At 68.8% G+C, this 25,045-nt stretch carries 25 protein-coding genes; 12 read left to right on the top strand and 13 right to left on the bottom strand.

The window, feature by feature from the left end:
* The first annotated feature begins 19 nt into the window (after nucleotides 1-19).
* Nucleotides 20-1,453 (top strand): MBOAT family protein, encoded by a 1,434-nt coding sequence (locus ABZU76_RS10900; protein WP_354867370.1) that lies wholly within the window; start codon nucleotides 20-22, stop codon nucleotides 1,451-1,453.
* A 373-nt stretch (nucleotides 1,454-1,826) separates the two neighbouring features.
* On the opposite strand, the gene ABZU76_RS10905 is transcribed toward ABZU76_RS10900, so the two are convergent.
* Both ABZU76_RS10905 and ABZU76_RS10910 read right to left on the bottom strand, forming a co-directional pair.
* The gene (locus tag ABZU76_RS10905) at nucleotides 1,827-2,477 is read right to left on the bottom strand and encodes a class II aldolase/adducin family protein (protein WP_354867372.1); all 651 of its coding nucleotides are present in this window, start codon (nucleotides 2,475-2,477) and stop codon (nucleotides 1,827-1,829) included.
* A 131-nt stretch (nucleotides 2,478-2,608) separates the two neighbouring features.
* On the bottom strand, nucleotides 2,609-3,748 hold the full coding sequence (locus ABZU76_RS10910) for a hypothetical protein (RefSeq protein WP_354867374.1): 1,140 nt from the start codon (nucleotides 3,746-3,748) through the stop codon (nucleotides 2,609-2,611).
* Nucleotides 3,749-4,156: 408 nt separating this feature from the next.
* On the opposite strand from ABZU76_RS10910, the gene ABZU76_RS10915 reads away from it, so the two are divergent.
* The 3 genes from ABZU76_RS10915 to ABZU76_RS10925 are packed head-to-tail and all read left to right on the top strand — an operon-like array spanning nucleotide 4,157 to nucleotide 7,970.
* Entirely contained in the window at nucleotides 4,157-5,332 is a 1,176-nt protein-coding gene (locus ABZU76_RS10915) for a DUF445 family protein (protein ID WP_354867619.1), read from the top strand.
* 42 nt (nucleotides 5,333-5,374) lie between these two features.
* Nucleotides 5,375-6,598 (top strand): DUF445 domain-containing protein, encoded by a 1,224-nt coding sequence (locus ABZU76_RS10920; protein WP_354867376.1) that lies wholly within the window; start codon nucleotides 5,375-5,377, stop codon nucleotides 6,596-6,598.
* A 52-nt stretch (nucleotides 6,599-6,650) separates the two neighbouring features.
* Entirely contained in the window at nucleotides 6,651-7,970 is a 1,320-nt protein-coding gene (locus ABZU76_RS10925) for a hypothetical protein (protein ID WP_354867379.1), read from the top strand.
* A gap of 1 nt (nucleotide 7,971) precedes the next feature.
* On the opposite strand, the gene ABZU76_RS10930 is transcribed toward ABZU76_RS10925, so the two are convergent.
* Genes ABZU76_RS10930 through ABZU76_RS10940 form a run of 3 tightly spaced genes read right to left on the bottom strand, consistent with a single transcriptional unit; the run spans nucleotide 7,972 to nucleotide 10,613 of the window.
* A complete protein-coding gene (locus tag ABZU76_RS10930; protein ID WP_354867381.1) occupies nucleotides 7,972-8,856 on the bottom strand; it encodes a metal ABC transporter permease in 885 nt (294 codons plus the stop codon).
* A gap of 3 nt (nucleotides 8,857-8,859) precedes the next feature.
* On the bottom strand, nucleotides 8,860-9,696 hold the full coding sequence (locus ABZU76_RS10935) for a metal ABC transporter ATP-binding protein (protein WP_354867384.1): 837 nt from the start codon (nucleotides 9,694-9,696) through the stop codon (nucleotides 8,860-8,862).
* Nucleotides 9,696-10,613: a zinc ABC transporter substrate-binding protein gene (locus tag ABZU76_RS10940; protein ID WP_354867621.1), complete on the bottom strand. Its 918-nt coding sequence runs from the start codon at nucleotides 10,611-10,613 to the stop codon at nucleotides 9,696-9,698. Before ABZU76_RS10940 ends, ABZU76_RS10935 begins: the two co-directional genes overlap by 1 nt.
* A 196-nt stretch (nucleotides 10,614-10,809) precedes the next feature.
* Here ABZU76_RS10940 and ABZU76_RS10945 point away from each other — a divergent pair, with 196 nt between their 5' ends.
* From ABZU76_RS10945 to ABZU76_RS10960, 4 genes are all read left to right on the top strand, one after another.
* A complete protein-coding gene (locus ABZU76_RS10945) occupies nucleotides 10,810-11,910 on the top strand; it encodes a LacI family DNA-binding transcriptional regulator (protein ID WP_354867386.1) in 1,101 nt (366 codons plus the stop codon).
* Nucleotides 11,911-12,034: 124 nt separating this feature from the next.
* Nucleotides 12,035-12,526 (top strand): carbonic anhydrase, encoded by a 492-nt coding sequence (locus ABZU76_RS10950; protein ID WP_354867389.1) that lies wholly within the window; start codon nucleotides 12,035-12,037, stop codon nucleotides 12,524-12,526.
* A gap of 24 nt (nucleotides 12,527-12,550) precedes the next feature.
* The gene (locus tag ABZU76_RS10955; protein WP_354867391.1) at nucleotides 12,551-13,426 is read left to right on the top strand and encodes an A/G-specific adenine glycosylase; all 876 of its coding nucleotides are present in this window, start codon (nucleotides 12,551-12,553) and stop codon (nucleotides 13,424-13,426) included.
* A 107-nt stretch (nucleotides 13,427-13,533) separates the two neighbouring features.
* The gene (locus tag ABZU76_RS10960) at nucleotides 13,534-14,496 is read left to right on the top strand and encodes an N-acetylmuramoyl-L-alanine amidase (protein WP_354867393.1); all 963 of its coding nucleotides are present in this window, start codon (nucleotides 13,534-13,536) and stop codon (nucleotides 14,494-14,496) included.
* A gap of 53 nt (nucleotides 14,497-14,549) precedes the next feature.
* Here the strand turns inward: ABZU76_RS10960 and ABZU76_RS10965 are convergent, their stop codons facing one another.
* On the bottom strand, nucleotides 14,550-15,302 hold the full coding sequence (locus ABZU76_RS10965) for an alpha/beta hydrolase (protein WP_354867396.1): 753 nt from the start codon (nucleotides 15,300-15,302) through the stop codon (nucleotides 14,550-14,552).
* 113 nt (nucleotides 15,303-15,415) lie between these two features.
* Between ABZU76_RS10965 and ABZU76_RS10970 the strand changes: the two genes are divergently transcribed.
* Complete coding sequence (locus ABZU76_RS10970) at nucleotides 15,416-16,834, top strand: M1 family metallopeptidase (protein WP_354867398.1); 1,419 nt, start codon at nucleotides 15,416-15,418, stop codon at nucleotides 16,832-16,834.
* 166 nt (nucleotides 16,835-17,000) lie between these two features.
* Here ABZU76_RS10970 and ABZU76_RS10975 read toward each other — a convergent pair whose 3' ends face one another.
* The 4 genes from ABZU76_RS10975 to ABZU76_RS10990 are packed head-to-tail and all read right to left on the bottom strand — an operon-like array spanning nucleotide 17,001 to nucleotide 19,998.
* Complete coding sequence (locus ABZU76_RS10975; protein ID WP_354867401.1) at nucleotides 17,001-18,392, bottom strand: ATP-binding protein; 1,392 nt, start codon at nucleotides 18,390-18,392, stop codon at nucleotides 17,001-17,003.
* A gap of 42 nt (nucleotides 18,393-18,434) precedes the next feature.
* On the bottom strand, nucleotides 18,435-19,271 hold the full coding sequence (locus ABZU76_RS10980) for a helix-turn-helix transcriptional regulator (protein WP_354867404.1): 837 nt from the start codon (nucleotides 19,269-19,271) through the stop codon (nucleotides 18,435-18,437).
* The gene (locus tag ABZU76_RS10985; RefSeq protein WP_354867406.1) at nucleotides 19,268-19,792 is read right to left on the bottom strand and encodes a DUF6879 family protein; all 525 of its coding nucleotides are present in this window, start codon (nucleotides 19,790-19,792) and stop codon (nucleotides 19,268-19,270) included. Before ABZU76_RS10985 ends, ABZU76_RS10980 begins: the two co-directional genes overlap by 4 nt.
* On the bottom strand, nucleotides 19,789-19,998 hold the full coding sequence (locus tag ABZU76_RS10990) for a hypothetical protein (RefSeq protein WP_354867408.1): 210 nt from the start codon (nucleotides 19,996-19,998) through the stop codon (nucleotides 19,789-19,791). Before ABZU76_RS10990 ends, ABZU76_RS10985 begins: the two co-directional genes overlap by 4 nt.
* Before the next feature lie 484 nt (nucleotides 19,999-20,482).
* On the opposite strand from ABZU76_RS10990, the gene ABZU76_RS10995 reads away from it, so the two are divergent.
* Nucleotides 20,483-20,977 carry a hypothetical protein gene (locus ABZU76_RS10995; RefSeq protein WP_354867411.1) on the top strand — a complete coding sequence of 165 codons (495 nt, stop codon included), beginning with the start codon at nucleotides 20,483-20,485 and terminating at the stop codon, nucleotides 20,975-20,977.
* Nucleotides 20,978-21,104: 127 nt separating this feature from the next.
* Here ABZU76_RS10995 and ABZU76_RS11000 read toward each other — a convergent pair whose 3' ends face one another.
* Complete coding sequence (locus ABZU76_RS11000; protein WP_354867413.1) at nucleotides 21,105-22,292, bottom strand: FAD-dependent monooxygenase; 1,188 nt, start codon at nucleotides 22,290-22,292, stop codon at nucleotides 21,105-21,107.
* A gap of 101 nt (nucleotides 22,293-22,393) precedes the next feature.
* On the opposite strand from ABZU76_RS11000, the gene ABZU76_RS11005 reads away from it, so the two are divergent.
* Together ABZU76_RS11005 and ABZU76_RS11010 are read left to right on the top strand one after the other, a co-directional pair.
* Nucleotides 22,394-22,702: an antibiotic biosynthesis monooxygenase gene (locus tag ABZU76_RS11005; protein WP_220244783.1), complete on the top strand. Its 309-nt coding sequence runs from the start codon at nucleotides 22,394-22,396 to the stop codon at nucleotides 22,700-22,702.
* Nucleotides 22,695-23,498, top strand: a complete 804-nt coding sequence (locus tag ABZU76_RS11010) for a Sir2 family NAD-dependent protein deacetylase (RefSeq protein WP_354867416.1) — start codon at nucleotides 22,695-22,697, stop codon at nucleotides 23,496-23,498. The genes ABZU76_RS11005 and ABZU76_RS11010 overlap by 8 nt, the downstream gene beginning before the upstream one ends.
* Here ABZU76_RS11010 and ABZU76_RS11015 read toward each other — a convergent pair.
* Both ABZU76_RS11015 and ABZU76_RS11020 read right to left on the bottom strand, forming a co-directional pair.
* Nucleotides 23,485-23,922 (bottom strand): acetyltransferase, encoded by a 438-nt coding sequence (locus tag ABZU76_RS11015; protein ID WP_354867419.1) that lies wholly within the window; start codon nucleotides 23,920-23,922, stop codon nucleotides 23,485-23,487. The two genes, ABZU76_RS11010 and ABZU76_RS11015, sit on opposite strands and share 14 nt — an antisense overlap.
* A complete protein-coding gene (locus tag ABZU76_RS11020) occupies nucleotides 23,919-24,881 on the bottom strand; it encodes an endonuclease/exonuclease/phosphatase family protein (protein WP_354867421.1) in 963 nt (320 codons plus the stop codon). Before ABZU76_RS11020 ends, ABZU76_RS11015 begins: the two co-directional genes overlap by 4 nt.
* Between the last annotated feature and the right edge of the window lie 164 nt (nucleotides 24,882-25,045).

Below are 25,045 nucleotides of genomic sequence, written 5' to 3' on the forward strand. Positions count from 1 at the left end.
CCGAGGGGGTCCGTCACCGATGTCGTTCGTTTCGCCGCTGTTCTTGTGGTACTTCATGCCCGCGGTGCTGATCGCCGTGCTGGTGTGCCCGCGCAGCTGGCGCAACGGCATCGTCGCGGTGGCGAGCCTGCTGTTCTACACGATCGGCGCCGGTCCGTACCTGTTCCTGCTGCTCGGCTGCATGGCGGTCAACTTCCTCGCCGGCCCGTCGCTCGAACCCAGCCCCTGGGACGTCCGCAGCGCGCGGCGCAAGCGGATCCTCATCGGCCTCGTCACGCTCGACGTGCTGGTGCTCGTCATCTGGAAGTACGCCGGCTTCGCGACGCAGCAGATCGCGGCCGTCGCGCACTGGTTCGGCGGTGATGTCGGCGTCGCGAGCATCGTGGTGCCGATCGGCATCTCGTTCTACACGTTCCACCACATTTCGTACATTGTGGACATCTACCGCGGCGAGCGTCGCGCGCTTCGCAACCCCGTGTCGTTCGCGGCGTACATCGCGATGTTCCCGCAGCTCATCGCCGGTCCCATCGTGCGCTACCGCGAGATCGCGGACCAGCTGCCGCAGCAGCGTTCGCACCGCCTCGACGATATCGCCGCCGGCTTCCCGCGGTTCGCACTGGGCCTCTGCAAGAAGTCCATCGTCGCCGACTCGCTCAGCCCGATGGTCGAAGCGTGCTTCTCCACGCCCCCCGAACAGATGACCTTCGCGACGGCCTGGCTCGGCGCCATCGGCTACACGCTGCAGCTGTTCTTCGACTTCTCGGGCTACTCGGACATGGCCATCGGCCTCGGCCGCATGCTGGGCTTCCGCCTCCCGGAGAACTTCGCGCGGCCGTATTCCTCGGTCACCATCACGGAATTCTGGCGCCGCTGGCACATGTCCCTGTCCCGCTGGTTCCGCGACTACGTCTACATCCCCCTCGGCGGCAACCGCTCAGGCGCCGGCAAGACCTACCGCAACCTCTGCATCGTCTTCGTACTGACCGGCTTTTGGCACGGCGCTCAATGGACCTTCCTGGTCTGGGGCTGCTACCACGGCGCCCTCCTGGTCATCGAACGCCGCTTCAACCTGGGCGACACCCCGGCCGGCCCGGCCGCCCGCATCGCCCGCCGGGTGCTGACCCTGGTCCTCGTGGTGTTCGGCTGGGTGTTCTTCCGGTCCACCGACCTGCCGCACGCGCTGAGCATGATCGGCCACATGCTCCTGCCGGACTTCGGCGGACTCGGCGATGTGGTTTCGAGCGCGCTGACGAACCAGCGCTTGGCGATTTTGCTCTTGGCGCTGACGGTGTTTGTGCTGCCGGCGCATCCTGTTACGGGGCCGTTGCTGGAGTCCTCGCGCACGCGTCCGGCGACGGCTTTGCGGGTGGGCGTGATGACGGCGGGGTTGGTTTATGCCGCGATTCTGGTGGCGACGGGGACGTTCAGTCCGTTCTTGTATTACCAGTTCTAGCAGGCCTGGAGAGCACCGACTAGTGGCGTAGTTCGATGGCCTGACTCCGGATCCGAGAACCGAGGGTTTGTACCTTTTCGTTCACCGCGCTCTGGTCGGCATCGATAGCGTGGCCATTTCGGGAGAGGATCACCAGATCGTTGAAGCTTCCCATGCCGCCGTAGACAGCCAGGATGCGTTCGAGTCCGTGCGAATCACTGTTGGCAAGATCGACGCGGGCGCGCCGGAATTACTGACTCCACTCGTGTTCGCCAGCATTGTCCAAGCACGTGACAAGAGCATCGAGGTCGGCGATGAGGTTTGCGACGGAAGCATCGGGCACTCGCCGAGCAGAACAGGTGTATTCAGGGGATGCGAGCAACTCTATAAGAGTTTAGCCCTGGCCGTAACCGCGAAGTTTTTCCACCACATGTTCAATCTCAGCCGCCGGCAACAAAGCCGGAGTGCCGGCCGAGCGGGCCAACAGCCACACCTGGCAGAGCCACTCCAACTGCTGAGCACGGTCATAAGCCGCAGCCAGTGTGGACCCATAAGTCACCGTGCCGTGGTTGGCCAGCAGGCAGCCCCGGCGAGCCTCCAGCGCCGGGAGGATGTGGGCGGCAAGAGCGTGAGTGCCGTAGGTCGCGTAGGGGGCGACGCGGACGGACGGGCCGATGGTGGCGATGAGGTAGTGGATGGGCGGGAGCTCGTCGACCAGCGTCGACGCGGCGGTGGCGTGGGCGGAGTGCGTGTGGACGACCGCGTTCACCGGGGCGCCGTCGGGGTCGGTGGCGTGGTTGTAGATGGTCAGGTGCATGGGCAGTTCGCTGGTGGGCCGGAGACTGCCATCGACGAGCTCCCCGTCCAAGCCGACGATCGGGATGTCGGCCGGCTGCAAAGTCGCGTAGTCCACACCGGTGGGGGTGACGGCGACGAGGGCGCCGTCGCGGATGGAGAGGTTGCCGGAGGTGGCGACGACGAGGCCGTCCGACGCCAGGCGGCGGGCGTAGGTGCACAGCGCCGCGCGTTCGTCTTCGAGGATCAAGAGACAAAACCTCCGCAACCGGCGCTGGTGGATATCGGCATTCTCGGGGCGAACATCCGTGCGGCGCGAATCGGCGACGCTGAAAAAAAGAGCGGGCCCACCAAGTGTGGTGGGCCCGCGGAAGGGTGGGGTCAGCGAGCGGCGACGTCCTCCGAACCAAAGGCAGCGTCCTCAACGGACTCCGGCTCCGTAGCCGCCTGGTCCGCCGGGTTCAGCAGGCGCAGGGCTTCCTGAACGGCGACATTCGTAGCGGCCAATCGGTCCGCCACCCGCGAGCGCAGGTCGAGCGCCAGGGTGCGGGCTTCGGTGGCCTCGGTCTGCTTCTGGAGGGCGTCGGCGAGGGCGATGTCCGTCTGGGAGCGCTTGGCGGCGATCTCCTCGGACGCGGCACGGTCGGCCTCAGCGCGGGCGGCGGCGGAGGCGGCTTCGGCGGCGGCGTCGGCCTCGACGCGGGCGCGGGTGGCCGATTCGTCGGCTTCGGCGCGGGCGCTGGCGGCGGCCTCGTCGGCTTCGGTGCGGGCGCGGTCGGCGTCGGCCGTGCGGGTCGCGATGTCCTCGTTCCCGGCAGCGGTCCGCGTGGCGATGTCTTCATTCGCCGCAGCCGTCCGCGAAGAAATGTCCTCGTCCGCGGCGGCGGTGCGCGTGGCGATGTCTTCGTCAGCCGCAGCCGTGCGCGTAGCGATATCTTCATTCGCCGCAGCCGTGCGCGAAGCGATGTCCTCGTCGGCAGTCCGGGTCCGACGCTCGATGTCCGCGTCCGCAGCAGCCGTACGCTCGTCGATGTCAGCCTCGGCCGAAGCGATGCGCGACGCGATGTCCGCCTGCGCCTCCGTAAGCAGCCGCTCGCGCTCGGCTTCCGCTTCCTTGCCCAGACGCTCGACGGTCCGCTGCGACTCGTGCGCGTACTTGTCCGCCTCGGCGCGGGTGGCGGCGGCGTCGGCTTCGGCCGCAGCGCGGAGGTCGGCGATTTCCTCCTCGGCGAGCTGCATCATCATGCGCACGCGCTCGGCCATCGCTCCGGCGCCGGACGGGCTCGAGCTCAGCCGCACAAGGGCGGCCTTCGTCTCGGACAACTCGTTCTGCGTAGTGGTGAGGGCCTTGGACAGCTCACCGGCCGTCGCGATGGCCTCATCACGGCGGTGGGACGTCTCCCTCAGCTCGCGCGCGAGCGCGGTGAGCCGCTCGTCGACCTGGCGCTGGTTGTAACCCCTGACCGCGACTGCGAACGGGGCGCTCTTGGGAGTTGCTTCGGACTTCTCAGGCGCGACCATCGGGCCACCTTAGTGAGGGCAGGTCCGTGTTTACGTACCGCCAAACGGCTGCATTACAAAATGCGCTACCCCCGGTCACGCATGGCATCGCAGACGAGGAGGGACGTCGGGGATAACAACACGGAAACGGCGGGAGACCGGAATGGACAGTCCGCAGCAACGCGCCGGATCGATCTTGGGCCCGACCAGCACGAGCCCGGCGAATACGTGGCCCCGACAAGCCACCACCGTCGATCCGCAGTCGAGCCGGCCCGAAGCCCACCCCGCAGCCCACCCCGCAGCCGAGCCGGCCCGAACCGGTGAACGCCCGACGCGGCCCCCCGACGCACTGCCTGCCGCCCGCTACCGTGCGCGTGAGCGCGACACGGGGAGGCAAGCGCGGTGCACCACTGGCAGGTCTACGCGACGATGCCCTTCGTCGCCGCGCTGATCGGCTACGTCACCAAGCGCGTGGCCATCGAAATGATGTTCCGGCCCGTCGAGTTCGCCGGCGTCAAACCGTTCCCCGGCTGGCAGGGCGTGCTGCCCGCGAACGCCGAACGCATGGCGACGACCGCGACGGAAATGCTCACCACGAACCTCGTCGACCCGAAGGAGATTTTCGCGCGCCTCGACCCCGCGCAGGTCGCCAAGGAAATCGAAGAACCGCTGCTCAAAGTCGTCGAAGACGTCACGCGCGAGGTCATGGAGACCTACCAGCCGCGGTTGTGGGAGGTGCTGCCCACGACCGCGCAGGAGCTGCTGCTCAAGCGCGTTCAGGCCGAAGCGCCGCGCGCGATCGCCAAGATCATGCGGGAAATCGCGGCCGACATCGAAGACGTGCTCGACCTCAAGCACATGGTCGTGACCAACCTCGTGCGCGACAAGGCGCTCCTCAACCGCCTGATCCGCGACATCTCGAAACCCGAAATGCGATTCATCGCGCGTTCAGGAATCGTGTTCGGCTTCATTCTCGGCTGCGTTCAGCTGCTCGTGTGGACGTTCACGAAATCGCCGATCGTGCTGCCGCTGTTCGGTCTCGGCATCGGCTGGTTCACCGACTGGCTCGCCCTGAAAATGATCTTCCTGCCTCGCGAGTCGAAACGGTTCTTGGGCCTTTTCACATGGCAAGGCGTGTTCCAGAAACGCCGCGACCAGGTCGCCGCCGACTACGGCGACATGATCGCCCGCGAGATCATCACCGTGCCCAACCTGCTGGAAGCCGTGCTGCGCGGCCCGAAGTCCGACCGCCTGTTCACCATGATCACGCGCGAGGTGCAGAAGACGATCGACGCGCAGGCGAGCGTGGTGAAACCGTTCGTCGCGATCGCCGTCGGCACGAAGCGCTTTCAGGAAATGAAGCAGACGGCCGCCGCGATCGCCGCGCGGCGCGTGCCCGAGACGATCCGCCACGCCGAGGACTACGCCGTGAACGCGCTCGACGTGCGCAACACGATCGTCGACCGGATGCGCAAACTCACCCCGCTGGAATTCGAACAACTGCTGCGCCCGGCGTTCCGGCAGGACGAATGGAAGCTGATCGCGGTCGGTGCGGTCATCGGTGGGCTGGTCGGCGAGCTCCAGGCGCTGGCCCTGCTGCACTGACAACTGCGATACGGTTTCTCCGGCGAGTGGAGGGAGGCCGGTTTGGACGCAGTCCTCGACGACCTCGCGCGGCACTGGCCGGTCTACGCCACGATGCCGTTCATCGCCGCGCTCATCGGCTACGTCACCAAGCGCGTCGCGATCGAGATGATGTTCCGCCCGCTCGAATTCGTCGGGATCAAGCCGTTTCTCGGCTGGCAGGGCGTGGTGCCCAAGCACGGCGGCCGGATGGCGGCCATCGCCACCGAACTGCTGACCACGAACCTGCTCGACCTCAAGGAGATCTTCGAGAAGATCGACCCGGTCATCGTCACGCGCGAGCTGGAGCAGCCGATGCTGCGGGCCGTCGACGCGATCGCGCGCGACGTGCTGGAGGAGCACCACCCGCGCCTGTGGGAAGTGCTGCCGACGCTCGCGCAGGAGCTGCTGATCAAGCAGGTCCAGGCCAACGCGCCGCGGCTCGTGCGCGAATTCCTGGAGGACGTGCGCGACAACCTCGACGAAGTGCTCGACGTGCGGCACATGACCGTCGAAAGCCTCACCCACGATAAGGCCCTGCTCGTGCGCCTGATCCGCGAGACCTCGCGGCCCGAGATGGCCTTCATCGCCCGCGCCGGCATCTTCTTCGGGTTCGGCCTCGGCATCGTGCAGGCGATCGTGTGGGCGTTGACGCGCGAGCCGCTCGTGCTGCCGATCTTCGGCGGCTGCATCGGCCTGTTCACCGACTGGCTCGCGATCAAGATGATCTTCCTGCCCCGCGAACCCGTGCGCGTCGGCCGGGTGATCCTGCAGGGCAAGTTCCAGCGCCGCCGCGCGGAGGTCGCCCGGCAGTACGGCGAGCTCATCGCCGGCGAAGTCCTGACCACGGCGAACCTGCTCGAAGCCCTGCTGCGCGGCCCCAAGTCCGACCGGCTCGTGGCGATGGTCGAACGCGCGGTGAGCCACGCCGTCGACGAGCAGGCCAGCCTCGCGAAGCCCGTGCTCACGCTGGCCGTCGGCGGGCGCCGGCTCCAGGAGATGAAGCACGAGGCCGCGCGGCGGGCGCTGGCGGAACTGCCGCAGACCGTCCGCTACGCCGAGGGCTACCTCACGCAGGCCATGGACGTCGCCAAGGTCATCGAGCAGCGCATGCTCGCGATGACGCCCGTGGAGTTCGAAGGGCTGCTGCGCCCGGCGTTCCGCCAGGACGAGTGGAAGCTGATCGCCGTCGGTGGCGTGATCGGGTTCATCGTCGGTGAGCTGCAGGTCCTGCTCATGCTCGGCTGACTTTTCGGTGGTTGCCCACACCTCGTTCACCCGAAGTGGCTACCGTGATCGAGTGGCGTCCGAACCCCATCAGCTGCCAGCCGTCCACGAGGCGTACCTGCCCCGCGAGCACGCGCTGCACCGTCCGCGGCACGGCAAGCGGCAGCTCACAGCGCTGATCTGCGCGCTGCTGTTCTTCACCACGCCCACAATGCTGTGGGTGTTCGGGGTGCGCCCGACCGAGATCGAGAACCACAAGCTCGCGGGTTTCCCCAGCATCGGAGACGGCTTCGGCTTCTTCACCGGCCTGCCGACGTGGGCCGTCGACCAGCTGTCCTTCCGCGCGAGCGCCATCAACGCGGCCGACGGCGTCAGCCGCGCGATCTTCGGCGAGGACGCGCCGCTCGACCAGGGCTCGTCGTCCGACTCCGGCCCCATCCCCGCGCCGCCGCTGCAGCAGCCGGGCGCGCCCAACCAGGGTCCGGCCGCGCCGAGCCTGCCGGGCAGCAACCAGGCCGGCTACCGCAAGGTCGTGCAGGGCCTCGACGGCTGGCTGTACTACGGCTACGACGCCGAGTCGAAGTGCACGCCCACGCAGGACATCGACACGACGCTGAAGAAGGTCAACGAGCTGCGCACCGCCGTCGAGGCATCTGGGCGCAAGTTCATCTTCGTGGTGACGCCGGACAAGACGACGATGGTGCCCCAGTTCCTGCCCGACAGCTTCCCGGGCAAGGAGTGCTCGCAGGCGGCCGCGCCGAACGACTGGTACAAGATGACCACCGTCGGCCACTCGCTGGACCTGCGCCCGGCGCTCGCCGCGTCCGCCGCCCGCGTCGGCCACCCGATCTACGCCCCCAACGACACGCACTGGCGCGACGAAGGCGGCCTCGTCCTCACGCGGACCCTCGCCGAGACCGTGCAGCCCGGCGTGACGACGAGCTGGCTGTCCACTCCGGACGGTGTATACGACGCCGTCGCCGACCTGCCGCTGCTGATCGGCAAGTCGGGCACCAAGTCCAACACGCAGTACAGCCTGAAGCCCGACGGCGTCACCGACCGCGCGGCGGGTTTCCTCGCCAACATCGACCAGCCCGTGCACCACAGCTCGCCCCCGCTGGTGGGCACGATCGCCAAGCCCACGCTCATCTACGGCGACTCGTTCAGCCTCGCGTCCTCGCGCTACCTCTCCGCGGCTTTCACGAACCTGACCTACCTCGCCTACTCAACCGACAAGACGCCCCAGGCACAGGCGGTGAACGAGTTCGTGAACTCGCAGGTGGTCGTCCTGCAGGCCGTGGAACGCAACGTCGCGGGCGGCCTGGTCCCGTTCACGGACGACGGCTTCATCAACGCGGTGAAGACGGCGATGGCCGCTCACCCCGTCAAGTAGGTCAGACGACCACGGGTGTCCGCTCCGCCGGAGCGGTCACGCGGACGCCCGTGCGGCGGTCGCGCGCCCAGGAGATGGCGCGGCAGATCAGGTAGATCAGGAACGAGATGGCCGTGACGAAGGCACTCACCGGTTTGCCCGGGGCCAGCGACAGGATGATGCCGCCCAGGGCCGCGACCTCCGCGAAGATCACCGACAGCACCGTCGCGCGCAACGGGCTCGCCGTGACGCGGGCGGCGGCCGCGGCGGGGGTCACCATCAGGGCGACCACCAGCAGCGACCCGACGATCTGCACGCTCAGCGCCGTCGCGACACCGACGAGCAGGGAAAACACCACCGTCAGCGTCTTTACCGGCACGCCGCGCGCGACGGCGACGTTGCGGTCGACGCTGGCGAACAGCAGGGGCCGGTAGACGCACGCCAGCACGGCCAGCACGGCGACGGCCGAGATCACGAGCGACGTCAGGTTCGTCGAGTCCACAGTGATGATCTGGCCCGTGAGAATGCCGAACTTGTTGGCCGACCGTCCCTTGTAGAACGACAGCAGCAACACGCCCATGCCGAGGCCGAAGGACAGGATCACACCGATCACGGAGTCGCGGTCGGCGTCGCGGGTGCCGAGGATGCCCAGCAGCAGGGCGGCGGCCACCGCGCCGAGAAGCGCCCCGTACTCGACGCCGACGCCGATCAGCAGCGCGCCCGCCGCGCCGGTGAAGGCCAGCTCTGACGTGCCGTGCACCGCGAAGGACATGCGGCGCATCACGATCAGCGGACCGAGGATGCCGGCGAGCAGCCCGAGCACGGCGGCCGCGATGAGCGCCGTCTGCACGCCGTCCAGCTCGGTGATCAGCTCCCACGTCTTGGCGAAGTCGAACATGCCGTCCAAGGCTCAGCCCACTGCTTCCTGCTCGTGGTGGTGCGGTTGGTCTTCGCACAGGGAGCTCTGCGAACCCGCGATGTGGATCTGCCCGCCGACGCGAAGCACCTCGACGCGGGTGCCGTACAGCTCGGACAGCGTCTCGGAGTTCATCACCTCGTCGGGCTTGCCGACGCGGAACGAGCCGTTGACCAGGTACAACACGCGGTCGACGAACTGCAGCACCGGGTTGATCTCGTGCGTCACGAACAGCACGGCCGTGTCCGCCGTGCGCCGGCGCCGGTCGATCAGCTCGCTGACCGCGCGCTGGTGCGCGAGGTCGAGCGAAAGGAGCGGTTCGTCGCACAGCAATACGGACGGGTCACCGACCAGCGACTGCGCCACCCGGAGGCGTTGCTGCTCACCGCCGGAAAGCCGCCCGATCGGCTGCTTCGCGTACGTCGTGCCACCGACGGCCTCGATCGCCTCCGCGACGCGACGCCGGCGGTCGCGCATGCCGAACACGCCGGTCCCCCAGCGGTGCCCGTCGAGGCCCAGCCCCACGAGGTCGACGCCACGAAGGGTCAGGCCGTCGTCGATCGCGCGCTGCTGCGGGATGTAGCCGACCTTGCGGTTGGCGCCGCCCGGGCGGCCGCCGGCGATCTCGACGCTGCCGGCCGAGAGGCCCTGCATGCCGAGCAACGCCTTGAGCAGGCTGCTCTTGCCGGACCCGTTGGGGCCGAGGATCGCGAGGAACTCGCCCCGCTCGACGTCGAGGTCGAGCCCGGACCAGAGGGTGCGGCTGCCGAACGCCAGGCCCGCCCCGCGGACGCGAACCGCGGGGCGAACCGTCGAGAGCGCGGCGGACATCAGCTGTTCAGAGCCCCGGACAGCGAGTCCACTTCCTTGGTCATCCAGTCAATGTAACCCGTGACGTCGGCAGGCAGCGTCTCGGCTACGTCGACCACGGCGACGTTTGAGGCCTTCGCGTCCGACACCACCTGCTGGGTCAGCGGGGTGACCGTCTGGACGTTGTTGATCAGGGCCTTGACCTGCTTGTTCTTGATGAGCTGGGTGAAGTCGTTGACGGCCGTGGCGGGCACGTCGGTCTCGTTCTCGACCGCGTCGGAGAAGGCCTTCGGAGTCGCGTCGGTGATCTTCGCGGTCTCGAGCAGGTAGTGCGCCACGGGCTCGGTCACCACGACCTTGGTGCCCGGGTGCGCGGCGCCGACGGCTTCCGTCTTCTTGACCAACGCGTCGACCTTGCCCTTGAACGCCTTGGCGTTGTCGTCGAAGGTCTGCTTCGACGACGGCTGGATCGCGCTGAGCGCCGAGGCGACCTGGTCGGCCACCTTTTCCACGCCCGGCAGATCGAACCAGACGTGCTCGTTCTCGTCGCCCGTCGCGGCGATGTCGTAGGCCACGAGCTTCTTCGCGCCGTCCGCCTGGTCGGCCAGCTTGCCGAAGAAGTCGTCGTAGCCGCCGCCGTTGGCGAGCGTGAGCTGCGCGTTCTTGGCCGCCAGCGCGTCGTCGGCCGTGGACTCGTACGAGTGCGGGTCGGCCGTCGGGTCGTGGATGATCGACTTGACAGCCACCTTGTCACCGCCGACGGCCGTGACGACGCTGCCCCACACGTCCGTCGCCGCGACGACGTTGATCTGCCCCGTCGTGGAACCAGAGCCGGAACCGGTGCCGGAGCCCGAGTCGGTGCTGGAGCATGCGCTGAGCGCGAACACGGTCAGAGCCGAAGCGGCGGCGAGCACGCCGCGGGCGCGGCGGGTACTCAGGCGGGAACTCATCGAAGACTCTCCTGGGTCGAACCGATCAGCTAATGGAAACCGTTGTCAGATTCAACATACCCCATCCGAATGACAGAGCCCACTCCACCGGGTGGCAGAAGGCCCCGTCGTCACTCAGCGGATCGAGACACTCACCACAGGGGTGTCGCTTCTGGAAAACGATCTGAACCGTTACGGTTTGCGGATGGGCCGTCCTATTCGCACCCGGAGGCAGGCGACATTGGCGTCGCTGGCGGCGGAGCTCGGGGTGTCCAGGACCACCGTGTCCAACGCGTACAACCGCCCCGACCAGCTGTCTCCCGAACTTCGCCGGCGCATCCTCGAGACCGCCCGCCGCCTCGGTTACCCCGGTCCGGACCCGGTAGCCCGTTCGCTGCGCACGCGCAAGGCCGGCGCCGTCGGGCTGCTGCTCACCGAGAACCTGTCGTACGCGTTCCGTGACCCGGCGGCGGTCGGCGTGCTCGAAGGCCTCGCCCTCGCCTGCGAGGACGCCGGGGTCGGCCTGCACCTGGTGCCCGCAAGCCCCGGCCGCGAAGACGTCGCCGCCGTACACCGCGCCGGCGTCGACGGATTTGTCGTCTACTCCGTGCCCGACGACGACCCGCACCTGGCCGCGGTGTTGGAGCGGCCCGTCCCCACGGTGATCATCGACCAGCCGCGTATCGAAGGCGTGGACCGCGTCGGCCCGGACGACGCGGCCGCCGTCACGCGCTTGGCCGAGCACCTCGTTTCGCTCGGCCACCGGCAGGTCGGCGTGCTGTGCATGCGCCTGGCGCGCGAGCGCAACGACGACTTCGTGACCGCGCAGCGCCAGAGCAGCGCCCATTTCCACGTGCAGCGCATCCGCCTCGAAGCCCTGGCCACGGCGTTCTCTGCCGCTGGTGTTGATTGGGCCACCGTGCCCGTGGTGGAGCGCTTCGACCACACCGTCGACGACGGCGCGACCGGCGCCCGCCAGCTGCTCGACGCGTACCCGCAGGTCACGGCCGTGATCTGCACGTCGGACATCCTCGCGCTCGGCGCGCTGGCCGAAGCCGAACGACGGGGCCTGCGCGTGCCGCTCGACCTCACCGTGACCGGCTTCGACGGCATCGCCGAGGCCGAGCGCCTCGGGCTCACCACCGTGCACCAGCCCGTGCTCGAGAAGGGCAAGGTCGCGGGGCGGCTGCTGCTCGGCTCGGCCGAGCGCGTGGGCCCGAAGGTGATCACACTGCCCACCGAGCTGCGGATCGGGCGCACGTCGGCGCCGCCGCGGACGGTCGAGGAGCCGTGGTTCGGGGGCTGAAACAGCGGGCACAGACCCCTGTTTTCCCGTGACTTCGGACCTATCCCGTTGTAACGGGCGCTCCGGACGGGTTCCATGGGAGGGACCGCCCGCATAGTCGGGGAAGCGTGGCCGAAAGGTGACCATGACCTCCATCGACGTTCTTCTCAAGCGCAACGAGGAACTCGGCAACGTCGTGCCAGGCGACCGCTCGTCGCCCAAACCCTCGTTGCACGTGGCCATCCTGACCTGCATGGACGCGCGCGTGCGCGTGTTCGAGATCTTCGGCCTCATCCAAGGTGAGTCCCACGTGCTGCGCAACGCCGGCGGCGTGGTCACCGACGACATGATTCGCTCCCTCGCGCTCAGCCAGCGCAAGCTCGGCACCCGCGAGGTCATGATCGTGCAGCACACCGAGTGCGGCCTCTCGACCGTGACCGAGGACGACTTCAAGGACGAGCTCGAACAGGCCACGGGCCTACGGCCGACATGGTCGGTGGAGGCGTTCCGCAATGTCGAGGACAGCGTGCGCGTGTCGATGGAGCGCGTGCGCCGCAGCGACTTCCTGCCACACACCGACAACGTGCGCGGATTCGTCTACGACGTGAAGACCGGGAGCCTGACCGAGGTCGTCTGAGTCGCGTCGGTTTGAATGGTCGGCGTGGCTGTGGACGCGGACGTTCTGATCGACTGGTTCGACACGCACGGGCGAGACCTGCCGTGGCGGGAGCCGGAGTGCTCCGCGTGGGGCGTGCTGGTGAGCGAGATCATGCTGCAGCAGACGCCGGTCGCGCGCGTGCAGCCGATCTGGCTCGAGTGGATGGCGCGCTGGCCCGTGCCCTCGGCGCTGGCCGCGGAGACCACCGGCGAGGTCGTGCGCGCGTGGGGCAAGCTCGGTTACCCGCGCCGCGCCCTGCGGCTGCACGCGGCGGCCACGGTGATCGCGGCCGAGCACGGCGACGTCGTGCCGTCCGATGTGGACACCCTGCTCGCGCTGCCCGGCATCGGCGCGTACACCGCGCGGGCCGTGGCGGCGTTTGCCTACGGCAAGCGGGCGCCGGTCGTCGACACGAACGTGCGGCGGGTGGTCGCGCGGGCGGTGCACGGCGCCGGCGACGCGGGTCCGGCGTCGAACACGCGCGACATGGCCGACGTCGAGGCGCTGCTGCCGGCCGACGACGCGCCAGCGGCCAAGCTGTCGGCCGCGTTGATGGAACTGGGCGCGCTGATCTGCACCGCGCGTGCGCCGCGCTGCGCCGACTGCCCGGTGTTCGGCACCTGCTCGTGGCAGCACAACGGCCGGCCGGAGTACGCGGGGCCGGCCAAGCCCGTGCAGAAGTTCGCGGGCACCGACCGGCAGGTGCGCGGCCTGCTGCTCGACGTGCTGCGCGGCAGCGAGGGGCCCGTCGAGAAGGCGCGGCTGGACATCGTGTGGCATGAGGCCGGGCAGCGCGACCGGTGCCTCGACTCGTTGCTGGTCGACGGCCTGCTGGAGCAGACGGACAGCGGGCTGTTCGCACTGCCGGGCGAACACTGATGGACTGGTTCTCACGGGGTACGACGAAAGTCGGCAAAAAGTTGTCATGAGCTCTGTGGCGGGTTAGCTTTCCCCCGACGTTCTCTGTTCCGGCGGAGGAGATTCACATGGGGGAAGCCACTCGCCGTGCCGTGCTCAAGGGCGGGCTCACAGTCACCGCGGCGAGCGCGTTCGGCCTGCTCGCGGCACGGACGGCGACGGCGGTGACTGCGGTGACCGCGCCGCAGATCCACCCGACGCCGGAGTGGAAAGCGCGGCCAGCGTCGGGCGCGATCGTGGTGGAGAACCACAAGCCGACCTACATCGTGGTGCACCACACCGTCGACCCGGGCAACAACACCAACTATTCTCTGGCCCACGCGTTGCAGATCTCTCGCGACATCCAGAACCTCCACATGGACACCCGCGGCTGGATCGACACGGGCCAGCAGTTCACGAACAGCCGTGGCGGCTACGTGACGGAAGGCCGGCACCGCAGCCTCGAGATCCTGCGCGGCGGCAAGCAGCACGTGCAGGGCGCGAATGTCGGCAACCACAACAGCGAATGCCTCGGGATCGAGAACGAAGGCCTGTACAGCACGGTCGACGTGCCGGTGGCGTTGTGGAATTCACTGGTCTCGCTGGTCGCCTACATCGCCGACCAATACGGGATTTCGCCGAGTTTCATCAAGGGCCACCGGGATTTCAATTCCACGGAGTGCTGCGGACAGGTGCTGTACGACCGGCTTCCGGAGCTGCGGACGGCCGTTTCCAGGGTGCTCGGTGTCGCGGCTTCGCGGGCGGAGGTGCCGGAGTGGCCGTTGCTGAAGCCCGGCGACGTGGGGCCTCGGGTGCTTACAGCACAACGATTCTTGCGTGCTTCGGGTTACGGCGTGCCGACCGATGGAGTGTTTGGACAGTCCACAACGGACGCCGTGACTGTTCTGGCGTCCTCCAATGGGCTGCCCCGCGACAGCTGCACGGCGGCGCGGGCGGCGGACGAGTCGGGGTTTTTCGGCTCGGACGTGTGGCCGCTCATCGTGCCGCCGGGAAGGTCCGCCGCCGCGTGGCGGGTGGAACTCGCCCACTGACCCCGCGGGTCACGCGGGCCGGCGAGGGCGGTCCGCGTGACCCGCCGGCTTGCTCAGAGTCCGGCGAGGAACGCTTCCACCGCACCGCGGTAGATTTCCGGCGCCTCGACGTGGGGCAGGTGCGCCGAGCCGGGGATGACGAGGTGTGTCGCGCCCGGCACCCGTTCGGCGACCTGTGCTTGCTGTCCGGCCGGCATGGCCGTGTGCTCACCTTCGACGAGGAGCAGGGGGCATTTCATCGAGTCCACAATGGACCAGTAGTCGCGACGGCCCCATTCGGCGGCGATCTCGTAGAGGTTTTCCAGGTCCGCGATGAGGTGGTAGCCGTCTTCGCGTTCCTCGACGCATTCGGTGAAGTAGTCGCCCGCGGAGCCGAAGAACTCGCGGACGTGGGCGAGTGATTCGAACGGCACCGGCCAGCTGTCGAAGTAGCCGCGCCAGGTCTCGACGGTGCGGCCGCGCTGGTCGGGCGCGAAGTCCTCGCTGACGACCCCTCGGACGAGCTCCGGGTACTTGGCCACCGTCGCCCAGGCGTGGAGGCCGCCCATGGAATGGCCGATCAGCACGGACGGGCCGATCTCGCCCAGCACCTCGGCGATGTCCTCGGCGAACTGCTCGGTGGTCCACGGTCCGGTGTGCGGCGCGCGGCCGTGACCGCGGGCGTCGAGGGCGCGGACGGAGCCGTAGGGCTTGATCCACTGGGCGACCGGCCACCACGTGCGGGCGCGGCCCATCAAGCCGTGCAGCAGGAGCACCGACACGCCCGTGGCGTCGTCGCCGCCGAAGTGGATCAGCCCAGGTCGCATGGAGTCTCCTGCCGGTTCGTCCGGTAGCCAATCACACCCGAACAGGCACAGTGTGGCGAAGCCACTCCTTTGCGGGTGGTGGCGGGGATGAAGGTTGGAAATAGGGTGAAACGATGCGCAGCCACCGGACCATCGTCTTCGCCCTCGCCGGTGTGCTCGCGCTGTCCGCGTGCAGTGCGGACAATCCGGACACCGCGCCACTGCATCCGTCCGCGGGGGCGAGCGGCGCCGGCGATCCGTATTACCCCGAAGACGGCAACGGCGGTTACGACGCGCTCGACTACCACGTCGACGTCGGCTACGACCCCGCGAGCGGCCACCTCGACGGCGACACGACCGTGACGGCGAAGGCCACGCAGGACCTCAGCCGGTTCAACCTGGACCTGCGGGGGCTCGACGTCGCGTCGGTCGAGGTCGACGGGAAACCCGCGAAGTTCAGCCGGGAGAAAGACTTCGAGCTGGTGATCACGCCGCCGCAGCCGTTGCGGGCGGGCTCGACTTATCGCACGCGCGTGCGGTACTCCGGCGACCCGTCGAAGACCAAGCACGACGGTGGCAGCGAGACCGGCTGGAGCCGCTCGGCCGACGGCGGCGCGTTCATGGTGGGCGAGCCGCATTCGGCGGCGTTCTGGTACCCGGTGAACGAAACCCCGCGTGACAAGGCGACGTTCAGCGTGACCGCGCACGTGCCGGACGGCTGGACGGTGATTTCCAACGGCCGTGAGCAGGGCAGTTCTTCGGCCGGCGGCAAGACGACCACGACGTGGACCGAGCCGAACCCGGTCGCCGGCTACCTCACGACGATCGCGATCGACAAGTTCACGGTGAAGCGGTCTTCGCTGCCCGACGGCACGCCCGTGGTGTCGGCGTACGCGCCGGGTGCCGAGTCGCTCGAGGCCAGCGGCGACCGGCTGCCCGACATCCTGGGGTTCCTGAGCAGCAAGTTCGGCCCGTACCCGCAGAGCGCCGCCGGCGGCATCTACCTCGCGGAGGACATCCACTTCTCACTGGAGACGCAGACGCGCCCGACGTACGCGAAGTGGGCCGACGTCCTCACCCTCGTCCACGAGAACGCCCACCAGTGGTTCGGCGACTCCGTGTCGCTCGACTCGTGGTCGGACGTCTGCCTCAACGAGTGCTTCGCGTCGTACGCCCAGTGGCTCTGGTCCGAACGCGAGGGCCAAAACCTCGACGACCGCTACCGCGCGGCCCTCGAAATCACCCACGCCAGCACGGACTTCTGGAACCGCAAACTCGTCGACCCGGGCCCCGGCCACGAGTTCGAAGCCGTGTACGACAAGGGCATCCTCGCCCTGCACGCCCTGCGCCGCCGCATGGGCGACGACCCGTTCTCCACCCTGCTGCGCGACTGGCCCGCCGAGCACCGCCACGCCAACGCCACGTGGGCCGACTTCACGAAACTCGTGAACCACCTGGCGGGCCAAGACCTGAGCCCGTTCCTGGACGACTGGTTCCGCACGGCGAAACTCCCGTCGGACGAGAACCTCTACCCGGGCACACTCCACCCCTGAGCCGGGCTTTTGTCTCGCGCCGGCCATGACCGCCGGCCGCCACGCTGCGGCCCCGAGCTTCGCCGGCTCGGGTCGTCCCGCATCAGCCAATGGCCTCAACCACGCCGCACACCGACCCCGAGCGTCGCCGGCGCGGACTATCCCGCGCCGACCACAACCACTAGCCCTACCGCCCCTGAGCCGAGGCGCCCAGCAGCGACCTGGTCAGCGCGTTACGCGCGTCAGTCATCTCCGCCAGCGCACCGCCCAACTCGGCATCGCCGACGACCGCCTCGGCGTCGGGGTTGGCGGTGAGGCTGCGCAGCGTCGCGCGGCGGAGGAGTTCCTTCACGAAGGACGCCGTGACTCCCTCGGTCGCCTCGACGATCGGGGCGAGATCGGCCGTCACCTTGAGACCGCGGGAGTACAGCTCTAGCAGCGCGGCGCGGCCGGCCGCGTCGGGCAGCGGGATCTCGACGGCGAGGTCCACGCGGCCCGGCCGGTCGGCCAGCGCTTTCTCCAGGTCGCCGGCGCGGTTGGTGGTGAGGAGGAAGGTGACGTCGGCGTCTCCGCCGACGCCGTCCATGGCGTCGAGCAGGCTGAACAGCAGTGGCGTGCCGCCGCGGGAGTGGTCGCGGTCCTCGGCGATGAGGTCGACGTCCTCCAGCACGACGACGCTGGGCTGCAGCCGGCGCGCGAGCGTCGCGGCCTTCGAGACGAAGCGCATCGCCGAGCCGGTGAGGATGACGACCGTGCTGCCGGGCAGCCGTCCCATCAGGTAGCGGACGGTGTGCGTCTTCCCGGTGCCCGGCGGGCCGTGCAGCAGCACGCCGCGCTTGAGGTGCTGTCCGGCGGCCAGCAGGCGTTCGCCGTGTTCCGCGATGCCGAGTGTGTGCCGCTCGACCGCGTCGAGCACGCCTTCGGGCAGCACCACCTCTTCCGGCCCGATCGCGGGCCGGGGCAGGAAGGTGAGCAGCTCGTTGCCGCGGTGCTCGCTCACGCCGAACGCCAGCACGTGGCCGCGCAACACGTCGTGCTCCGTGATCAGCTGCTCGATGCGGTCGCGCGTGGCCGTCGCCGCGGCGCGCTCCCCGGCGATCACCTCCAGGCGGCAGTACATCTGCCCGTACTGCTGGTTCGTCCCCCGCACGCCGACGATCACCGGCGTCCCGTCGGGCGCGGCCGTCCCCACCAGCCCCAGCTGCACGACCTCCGCCGCCGCGTCGGGCCCGATCGTCGCGGTCGTGTAGTCGACGGCCCCCAGCTCGTACAACTGGTGGTTCCTCGCGGCGAACAGCATGCCGACCAGGTCCTCGTGGCCGCGCTGCCCGCCCGCGATCCCGAACCAGTCCGTCTGCACACCGCGCTCGGCCAGGTACGCGTCGACGCCCGCCTGGATGTTGGCGTGCTCCCAGTCCTCGTAGTTGCGCGTCACCACCAGCGCCTGCGTCAGCGCCACCCCGAGGTGCCCGGTGACGCGGTCGATCAGCTCGTTGGCCTGCCGTGAGCCGACCGCGTCGGCCGTGGCTTTGATGATGCGCTGCAGGTCGCGTGCGAGTGCTTCGTGATCTTCCCCCATGTACCCCAGAGTGGCATGAATCGCCCAGTCAGGCCACCGACGTCAGCCAGGGGAAAGTACGCCGAGCACGTCCTGCAGCACAGCGCGGGCGCGCTCGCCCTCGGCGGCGACTTCCCACAACCGCCCCACGATGTCGTTGTACAGCGCGACATCGTCCGGCTCGACGACGGTGAGCTCAGTGTGGTTGACCTCGACGATGACGGTGTCATCGTGAATGGTGAAACCGTGCATGGTGATCGTGGGCAGCAGCGTGTCGATCGGAACGATGCCGAGGCGGACGTGGTCGAGCCCGATCAGGTTCAGCAGCCGGTCGATCTGCGCACGCAACACCGGAGCAGCGCAGATCGGGTACCGGAACGCGGACTCGCCGATGAGGATCTCGATCTGCTTGCCGGGGTCGTAGAGCACGTCCTGTCGCTGGATCCGTTCACGGATGGCGTCGTCGGTGTCGGCCGGTGTGGCGTGCATTCCGGCGGCCAGCTCGAACACGCACCGGGCGTAAGCCGGAACCTGGACCAAGCCGTTTACGAGGAAGAGCTCGACGGACACGATCCGGGCGGCATCCCTCTCGGCGACTGCCTCGCCGTGCTGCCGCTCTGAATGTCCATGCCGGAGTTGCTGCTTCCAGCGGTCGCGTTCGAGGCGGAGGTCGACGAGCTCGTCACGCAGCCGCACGGCGATTTCCTCGTCAGCGTCGACAGCTGCGAGCCATGCGTCGACATCGTCGTCGGCGGGCAGCGTGCGCGCGTTCTCAATCCGCGACACCTTCGACGCGATCCACCCGATGTGCTCAGCGAACTCCTTGCCCGTCTGGAACCCGGCGAGGACACGCAGGCGACGAAGCTCGCCGGCGAAGATCTGCAGTTGCCGCTCGATCACAGAGCCATCGTGACGTACTCCGCGTGCGGTATCGCCAGGGGCCACGCCGTGTCGCGCCACGCGCGGTGCAGGGCGAGCACGGCCAGGTCGTCGTCGACCACCACGCCGGTCAACTCCTTGGCGTCGGTGAACTGGAAGATGGCGACCCGTTCGTCGTCGAGCAGGTAGAAGTCGTAGTCGGGCAGGCCGTAGGCAGCCGACTCCGGTAGCCACCGCACGTCTTCCCCGGCGGCGACGTTGGGGCCGATCGCCTGCCGCATCCACGCGAGGTAGTCGTTCAGAGGCTCGGCGAACATCCGGACTCGCCGGAACGGGATGCCATCGTCGCGAAGCCGCCGCAGGTGCGCGAGCCACGCGCGGTCGTCGTCGGTCTCCTCGGCGGGCAGCCCGGCGCGCCACCGCTCGACCTCCGGAAGGTCAACGGCGTACTCGCCCTGGCACTCCCACCGCCACGAGGAGCGCCGCACCGACCGCAGCAGTGCGGCGAACTCGTCGCCCGCGTTCAGGCGGCGCCGGGTCACACGCCACCCTGCACGAAGTACTGGAGCAATGCCTTCGGCACCTCGACTGCTGTTTCGTGCTCCGGAAACCCTCGCTCCCTCAGGGCGACGAGCGCCTGCGGATCGGTGACTTTGGCCCCTTGGACGACGTAGGTGCCGCGGTCCGTTTCGTACAGCTCGGGACAGCCACCGTTCTTCGACGTGGTGTGCAGGTGTGTCAACTCCATCAAGTTCCCCCATGCCCTCTTCGTGGAATCTACAGAATTCCACAGGTGGCCACCGCTGCGACACCATCAGAAGGTGGTCGATCACAAAGTTTTGGCTACTTTTTGCGACCGCCTGGTACGCCGACCGCATGATCTTGGCTCAAAATTCTATGGATTCTATTGCAACAGAGTGATCGTCACTGCATGCTCGCTGCGTGGATCAGGATTGTGAGGCCGACATGGCTATGAGACTCAGCGGTGAGCTGCCGGCCGGCGAGGTAGAGCGGGCGGTGTACGCGGTGCATTTCTGGGCGAAGGACACGCGGAACCACCGGTACTTGCGAGCGCAGACCGAGGATCTCGCGTTGGACGTACTGAAACCACAGTGTTCGCGGGAGCGGTACCCGATCCCTGGGCGGTGGGCGTTTCGGTCCGAGCTGTCACAAGAGTTGGACGACGGACGAGACCGGGCGCGTGATTGCCGGCCCTGCTTCCGGAGGCGTGGTTGACGGCCACGGAGCAGCCCACTGTTCTCGATCAGCTCGGCGCGGCACTGGAGCGCCTCGACGAGATCCGACAGGCGGACGGGTGGACTTTCCGTGACGCGGCGCGGGTGTTGGGCATCGGCCACGCCGCGATCTTCGGGATCAGGACACGAGCGATGACCACCAGTGCGTTGCCGCTGCTCGACGCGTATGCCCGCGTACTGGGCCGTGGCGTTCGGGTGCTGCTCGTCGAGGACGATCCGAGCACGCGGAAACTCCCGTGGCGTCAGCGCATGCCGCACGGCGAGGATCCGGCCGACGCGCACGCAATGGCCGAAGCGTGGCGATTGCAGCAGCAGCTGCACGAACTGCGCACGCGCGCCGGGCGAAGCCGGGACGAGATCGCCGCCGAGCTGGGCACCGGCACGCTTGCGTTGTGGCGCCTGGAGACCAGTCCCGCGGCAATGGACGCGGCGTTCACCAACGTGATGCTGCTCGCTCGGTTCTTCGGCTAAAGCCTCCGGCTTCGCCTCGAAGGTGAGGAGGTGACGGACATGGGCTGGTGGATTCGCGACGACGGTCGAGAGGTCGACACCGATCCTGAGACCGGCGATGTACTCGCCGCCGACGACTAGCGCCCAGTCAGGCCACCGACGTCAGGTACCGCGAGTAGTCCGGCAGATCGAAGCCGTTCAGCACCGCGAGCATCGAGCCGAACAGCAGGCGCTCCGGCAGGTGCGGCAGAAGACGCATGCCTATCTGCTGCAGGCGAACGCCAAGGGCGCTCGAAGGCGACCCGGCGCGCGCGTTGGTGCGGCCCATCTTCTGGTTCGCCAGGACCCACGGCCGGAGGCGGTTCTCGTACGCCGCCAATGCGGCAGGGACATCCGGCGCGGCCGCGAGCTCGCCGGCCAGGACGTAGGCGCCGACCAGCGCCAGGCTGGTGCCTTGGCCGGACGAGGGTGAGGCGCAGAAGGCGGCGTCACCGAGCAAGCCGACGCGGCCGGCCGACCACGACGGGAGGTGGACCTGGCTGACGGAGTCGAAGTAGAAGTCGGCGGCGTCGTCGAGCTGCGACACCAGCTCAGTGGTCTCCCAGCCCAAGCCCGACAGCCGGGAACGCACCAAAGACTTCTGCCAGCCGATGTCCCGGTAGTCGTGGTGCAGGTCGTCGGCATGGAACGACGCGAAGGCCATGAAGGCCTGGTTCGAGTTGATCGTGCGGACGCCGATGCTGCGGCCCGGCGCGTTGTGCACCAGCGACCAGTTCTCCAGACCCAGGTGGTTGCGCGCGGTCCAAAACGCCAGGTAGCGGCCCAGGTGCTGCAACGGCACGTCGCCGAACAGCAGAGAGCGCACCCCTGAGTGGAGACCGTCGGCGCCGATCACGGCGTCGAAGACCCGGGAGCCGCCAGATTCGAAAGTGGCGTGGACGCCGTCGGGCTGCTCGTCGAGCAAGACAATCCGGTCGCCGTAGAGGTATTCGTTGTCCGTCGCCTCCCGAAGGACACGAGCGATGTCCCCGCGGAGGATTTCGATTTCCGCGATCGGGCCGTCGCCGCCGAACTGGTCGACGGTGAGGGTGGCCCGACGGCGGCCCGAGGCGTCGACGAGAGACAGGCCACCCGTGTCGGTGCAGGCGGCGCGGATTTGCTCCAGCAGGCCCATTCGATCCGCGGCGACTTTCCCCACGCCGCGCAGGTCCACGGCCTGCCCACCCGGCCGCGGCGCGGGCGCGCGTTCGACCAACGTCGCCTCGATGCCGTAGCGGTGCAGCCAGAACGCCAGCGCCGGGCCGGCGATGCTCGCCCCCGAGATCAGAACCCGCATGTGTGCCCCCATCCCACGAATGCCTACCCAAACATGATAGCCACAACTATTTGACAGTTACTACCACTTTCTCGCACGGAAGACGGAAGTAGGCTGGAGCCATGGCAGTGGTGAAGATCAACGCGATCGAGGTCCCCGAAGGCGCCGGCCCCGAGCTGGAGAAGCGGTTCGCCGCGCGGCTGCACGCCGTCGACAGCCAGGCCGGGTTCCTCGGCTTCGAGCTCCTCCGCCCGGTTTCCGGCGAGACGCGCTACTTCGTCTACACGAAGTGGGAGTCGGAGGAGCACTACCAGGCGTGGGCGGCCGGCCCCGCGCGCGAGGCCCACGCGGGCGAGCGCGCGAAGCCGGTGTCGTCGGGTGCGAGCCTGCTCGAGTTCGAGGTCGTCCAGGCTTCGAAGCCGGGTGAGTGACGACCTCGCCCGAGCGGCCGAACTGATCCACGGTGCCGGCGCGCTGCTCGTGTGCGCCGGCGCCGGGATGGGCGTCGATTCCGGCCTGCCCGATTTCCGCGGCGACGAGGGCTTTTGGCGCGCGTACCCGCGATACGCCGGGCTCGGTCTCAGCTTCGAGGAGCTGGCCGACCCGCGGCACTTCGCCGACGACCCCGAGCTGGCCTGGGGCTTCTACGGCCACCGGCTCGACCTGTACCGGAAGACGGTGCCGCACCGGGGTTTCGAGCTGCTGCGCGAATGGGGCGAACGGAAGCCCGGCGGGGTCCGTGTCTTCACGTCCAATGTGGACGGCCAGTTCCAGGTCGCGGGCTTCGGCCACGTCGCCGAGGCCCACGGGTCCATCCACCACCTGCAGTGCCTCGACGGCTGCACGGACGACATCTGGCCGGCCACCGACGTCCACGTCGACCTCGACGAAACGACCATGCGCGCCCGCCCGCCCCTGCCGAGCTGCCCGCACTGCGGTGGCCTCGCCCGGCCCAACATCCTGATGTTCGGCGACTTCGAGTGGGTCCCGACGCGCAGCCAGGCCCAGCTCGACGAGCTGACCGCGTGGCGCCGCGGCCGGCGCGACCTCACCGTGGTCGAGGTCGGCGCGGGCCAGGCCGTGCCGACCGTCCGCCGCTACGCCGAGCTGGCCAGCGCCGCGACGGGCGCGCTCGTGCGCATCAACCCGCGCGAGCCGCAGATCCGCCACGGCCGCGGCGTTTCGATCGCGGCCGGCGCGCTGCAGTCGTTGCTCAAGCTCGCCTGAGGTTCAGCAACGGGAACGGCCGGCCCTCGGAGTCCGTCGCCGAGCGGCCGGTGATGACGAACCCGTGGTGCAGGTAAAACCCGAGCGCCTGCGAGTTCTGCTCGTTGACGTCGAGCGTCAGCGATGGAGACGCCGACAAAGCCGCCTGCAACAGCGCGGACCCGACCCCCGAGCCGCGGTGATCGGCGTGCACGAACAGCATTTCCATGCTCCCGGAAGCGATCCCGGAAAACCCCGCGGCGACACCGTCCACAGTGGCCACGGTCAGCTCCACCTGCGGGAAGTACCCGGGCACCCGCGAAGCGTAGAACGAAACGTCGGCGGCGGTCAGGAAATCGTGCGTCGCCTCGACCGCACTGCGCCAGATCGCCAGCAGCTCCGGGTATTCGCCCGGGCCCGAGACCGGACGCAGCGAGATCGTCACGGCAACCGCACCTGGGCGTACACGGCGCGGTGGTCGGTTCCAGGCACGTCGAACACCCGGTAGTCCTCGACGGCCGCACGCTTGTCCACTAGCACGTGGTCCAGCGTAACGAGCGGCGTGGCATCGGCGGGCCACGTGGGCTGCAGGCCGTCGCCGCGTTCGTCGGCGGCGTCGTGGTAGCCGCGCGACAGCACGGTGGCCAGGGCCGCGTGATCGAGGGTCGCGTTGAAGTCGCCGGCCAGGATGCGCAGGCCGTGCTCGCCGGCGGCGCGCGAAAGGTCCTTCGTCTCGCGTTCCCGCTGGTCGACGCCCGTGTCCGGCGACTGCGGGTGCACCGCGACGAGCTCCACCACCGTGCCGCCGCCGAGGTCGGCTTCCGCGCTGGGCTGCTTCGCGGTGGAATCGCCCGTATAGTTCTCCTCGGTGAGCGGGTAGCGCGACACGATGCCCGACCCGTCCGCGCCCGGCGCCGCGTGCAGCACCCGGTAGGGCAGCAGGCCGAACAGCCCCGCCTTGTCCAAAGCGGACACTTCGGCCGACGTCATCTCCACGAGGGTCAGCACGTCGACCCGGTTGTCGCGCACCAGCTTCACGATCGCGGCAGCGTCGGCCCGGCCGAGGTACAGGTTCGCCGACATCACGCGCAGCGATTTCCCCGCCACGGCCGGTTGCTCGTCGGCCATCCCGCGCGGCGCCACGAACACGGCCAGCAGAATCGCCAGCGCCAGCGCGATTCCGCCGGTCCACCACCGGCGCAGCACCAGCGAAACACCGCCCAGCAGCGCTCCGTACACGACCGCGTACGGGGTGAGCGCGAGCAGCACGAGCGTGTACCAGCCGCCGTCGTACCCGACCGTGCGCAGGGCCGCGATCGCCAGCAGGGGCACGCCGAACAGCAGCAAAACGCCCGTGACCAGCTGGTTCCGTGGCCGCGCCCGCACCCGGTCGTTGATCACCATGGGCCGAGTATGCCGACTCCGACCGGGCGAGCGCGCCCCGGACACCGCACCTCCACAACACCTCCGCAACTCCTGACAGCGGAAGACAGGTCCGCGACAGGCGCTGTCAGCGGGCTGTGCGCGCCCTGACAGGTCGGCCGTCCACTGTGTTGCTCGGAGGGCGA

This window comes from Amycolatopsis sp. NPDC005232 (assembly GCF_040607795.1).
Lineage (GTDB): Bacteria > Actinomycetota > Actinomycetes > Mycobacteriales > Pseudonocardiaceae > Amycolatopsis.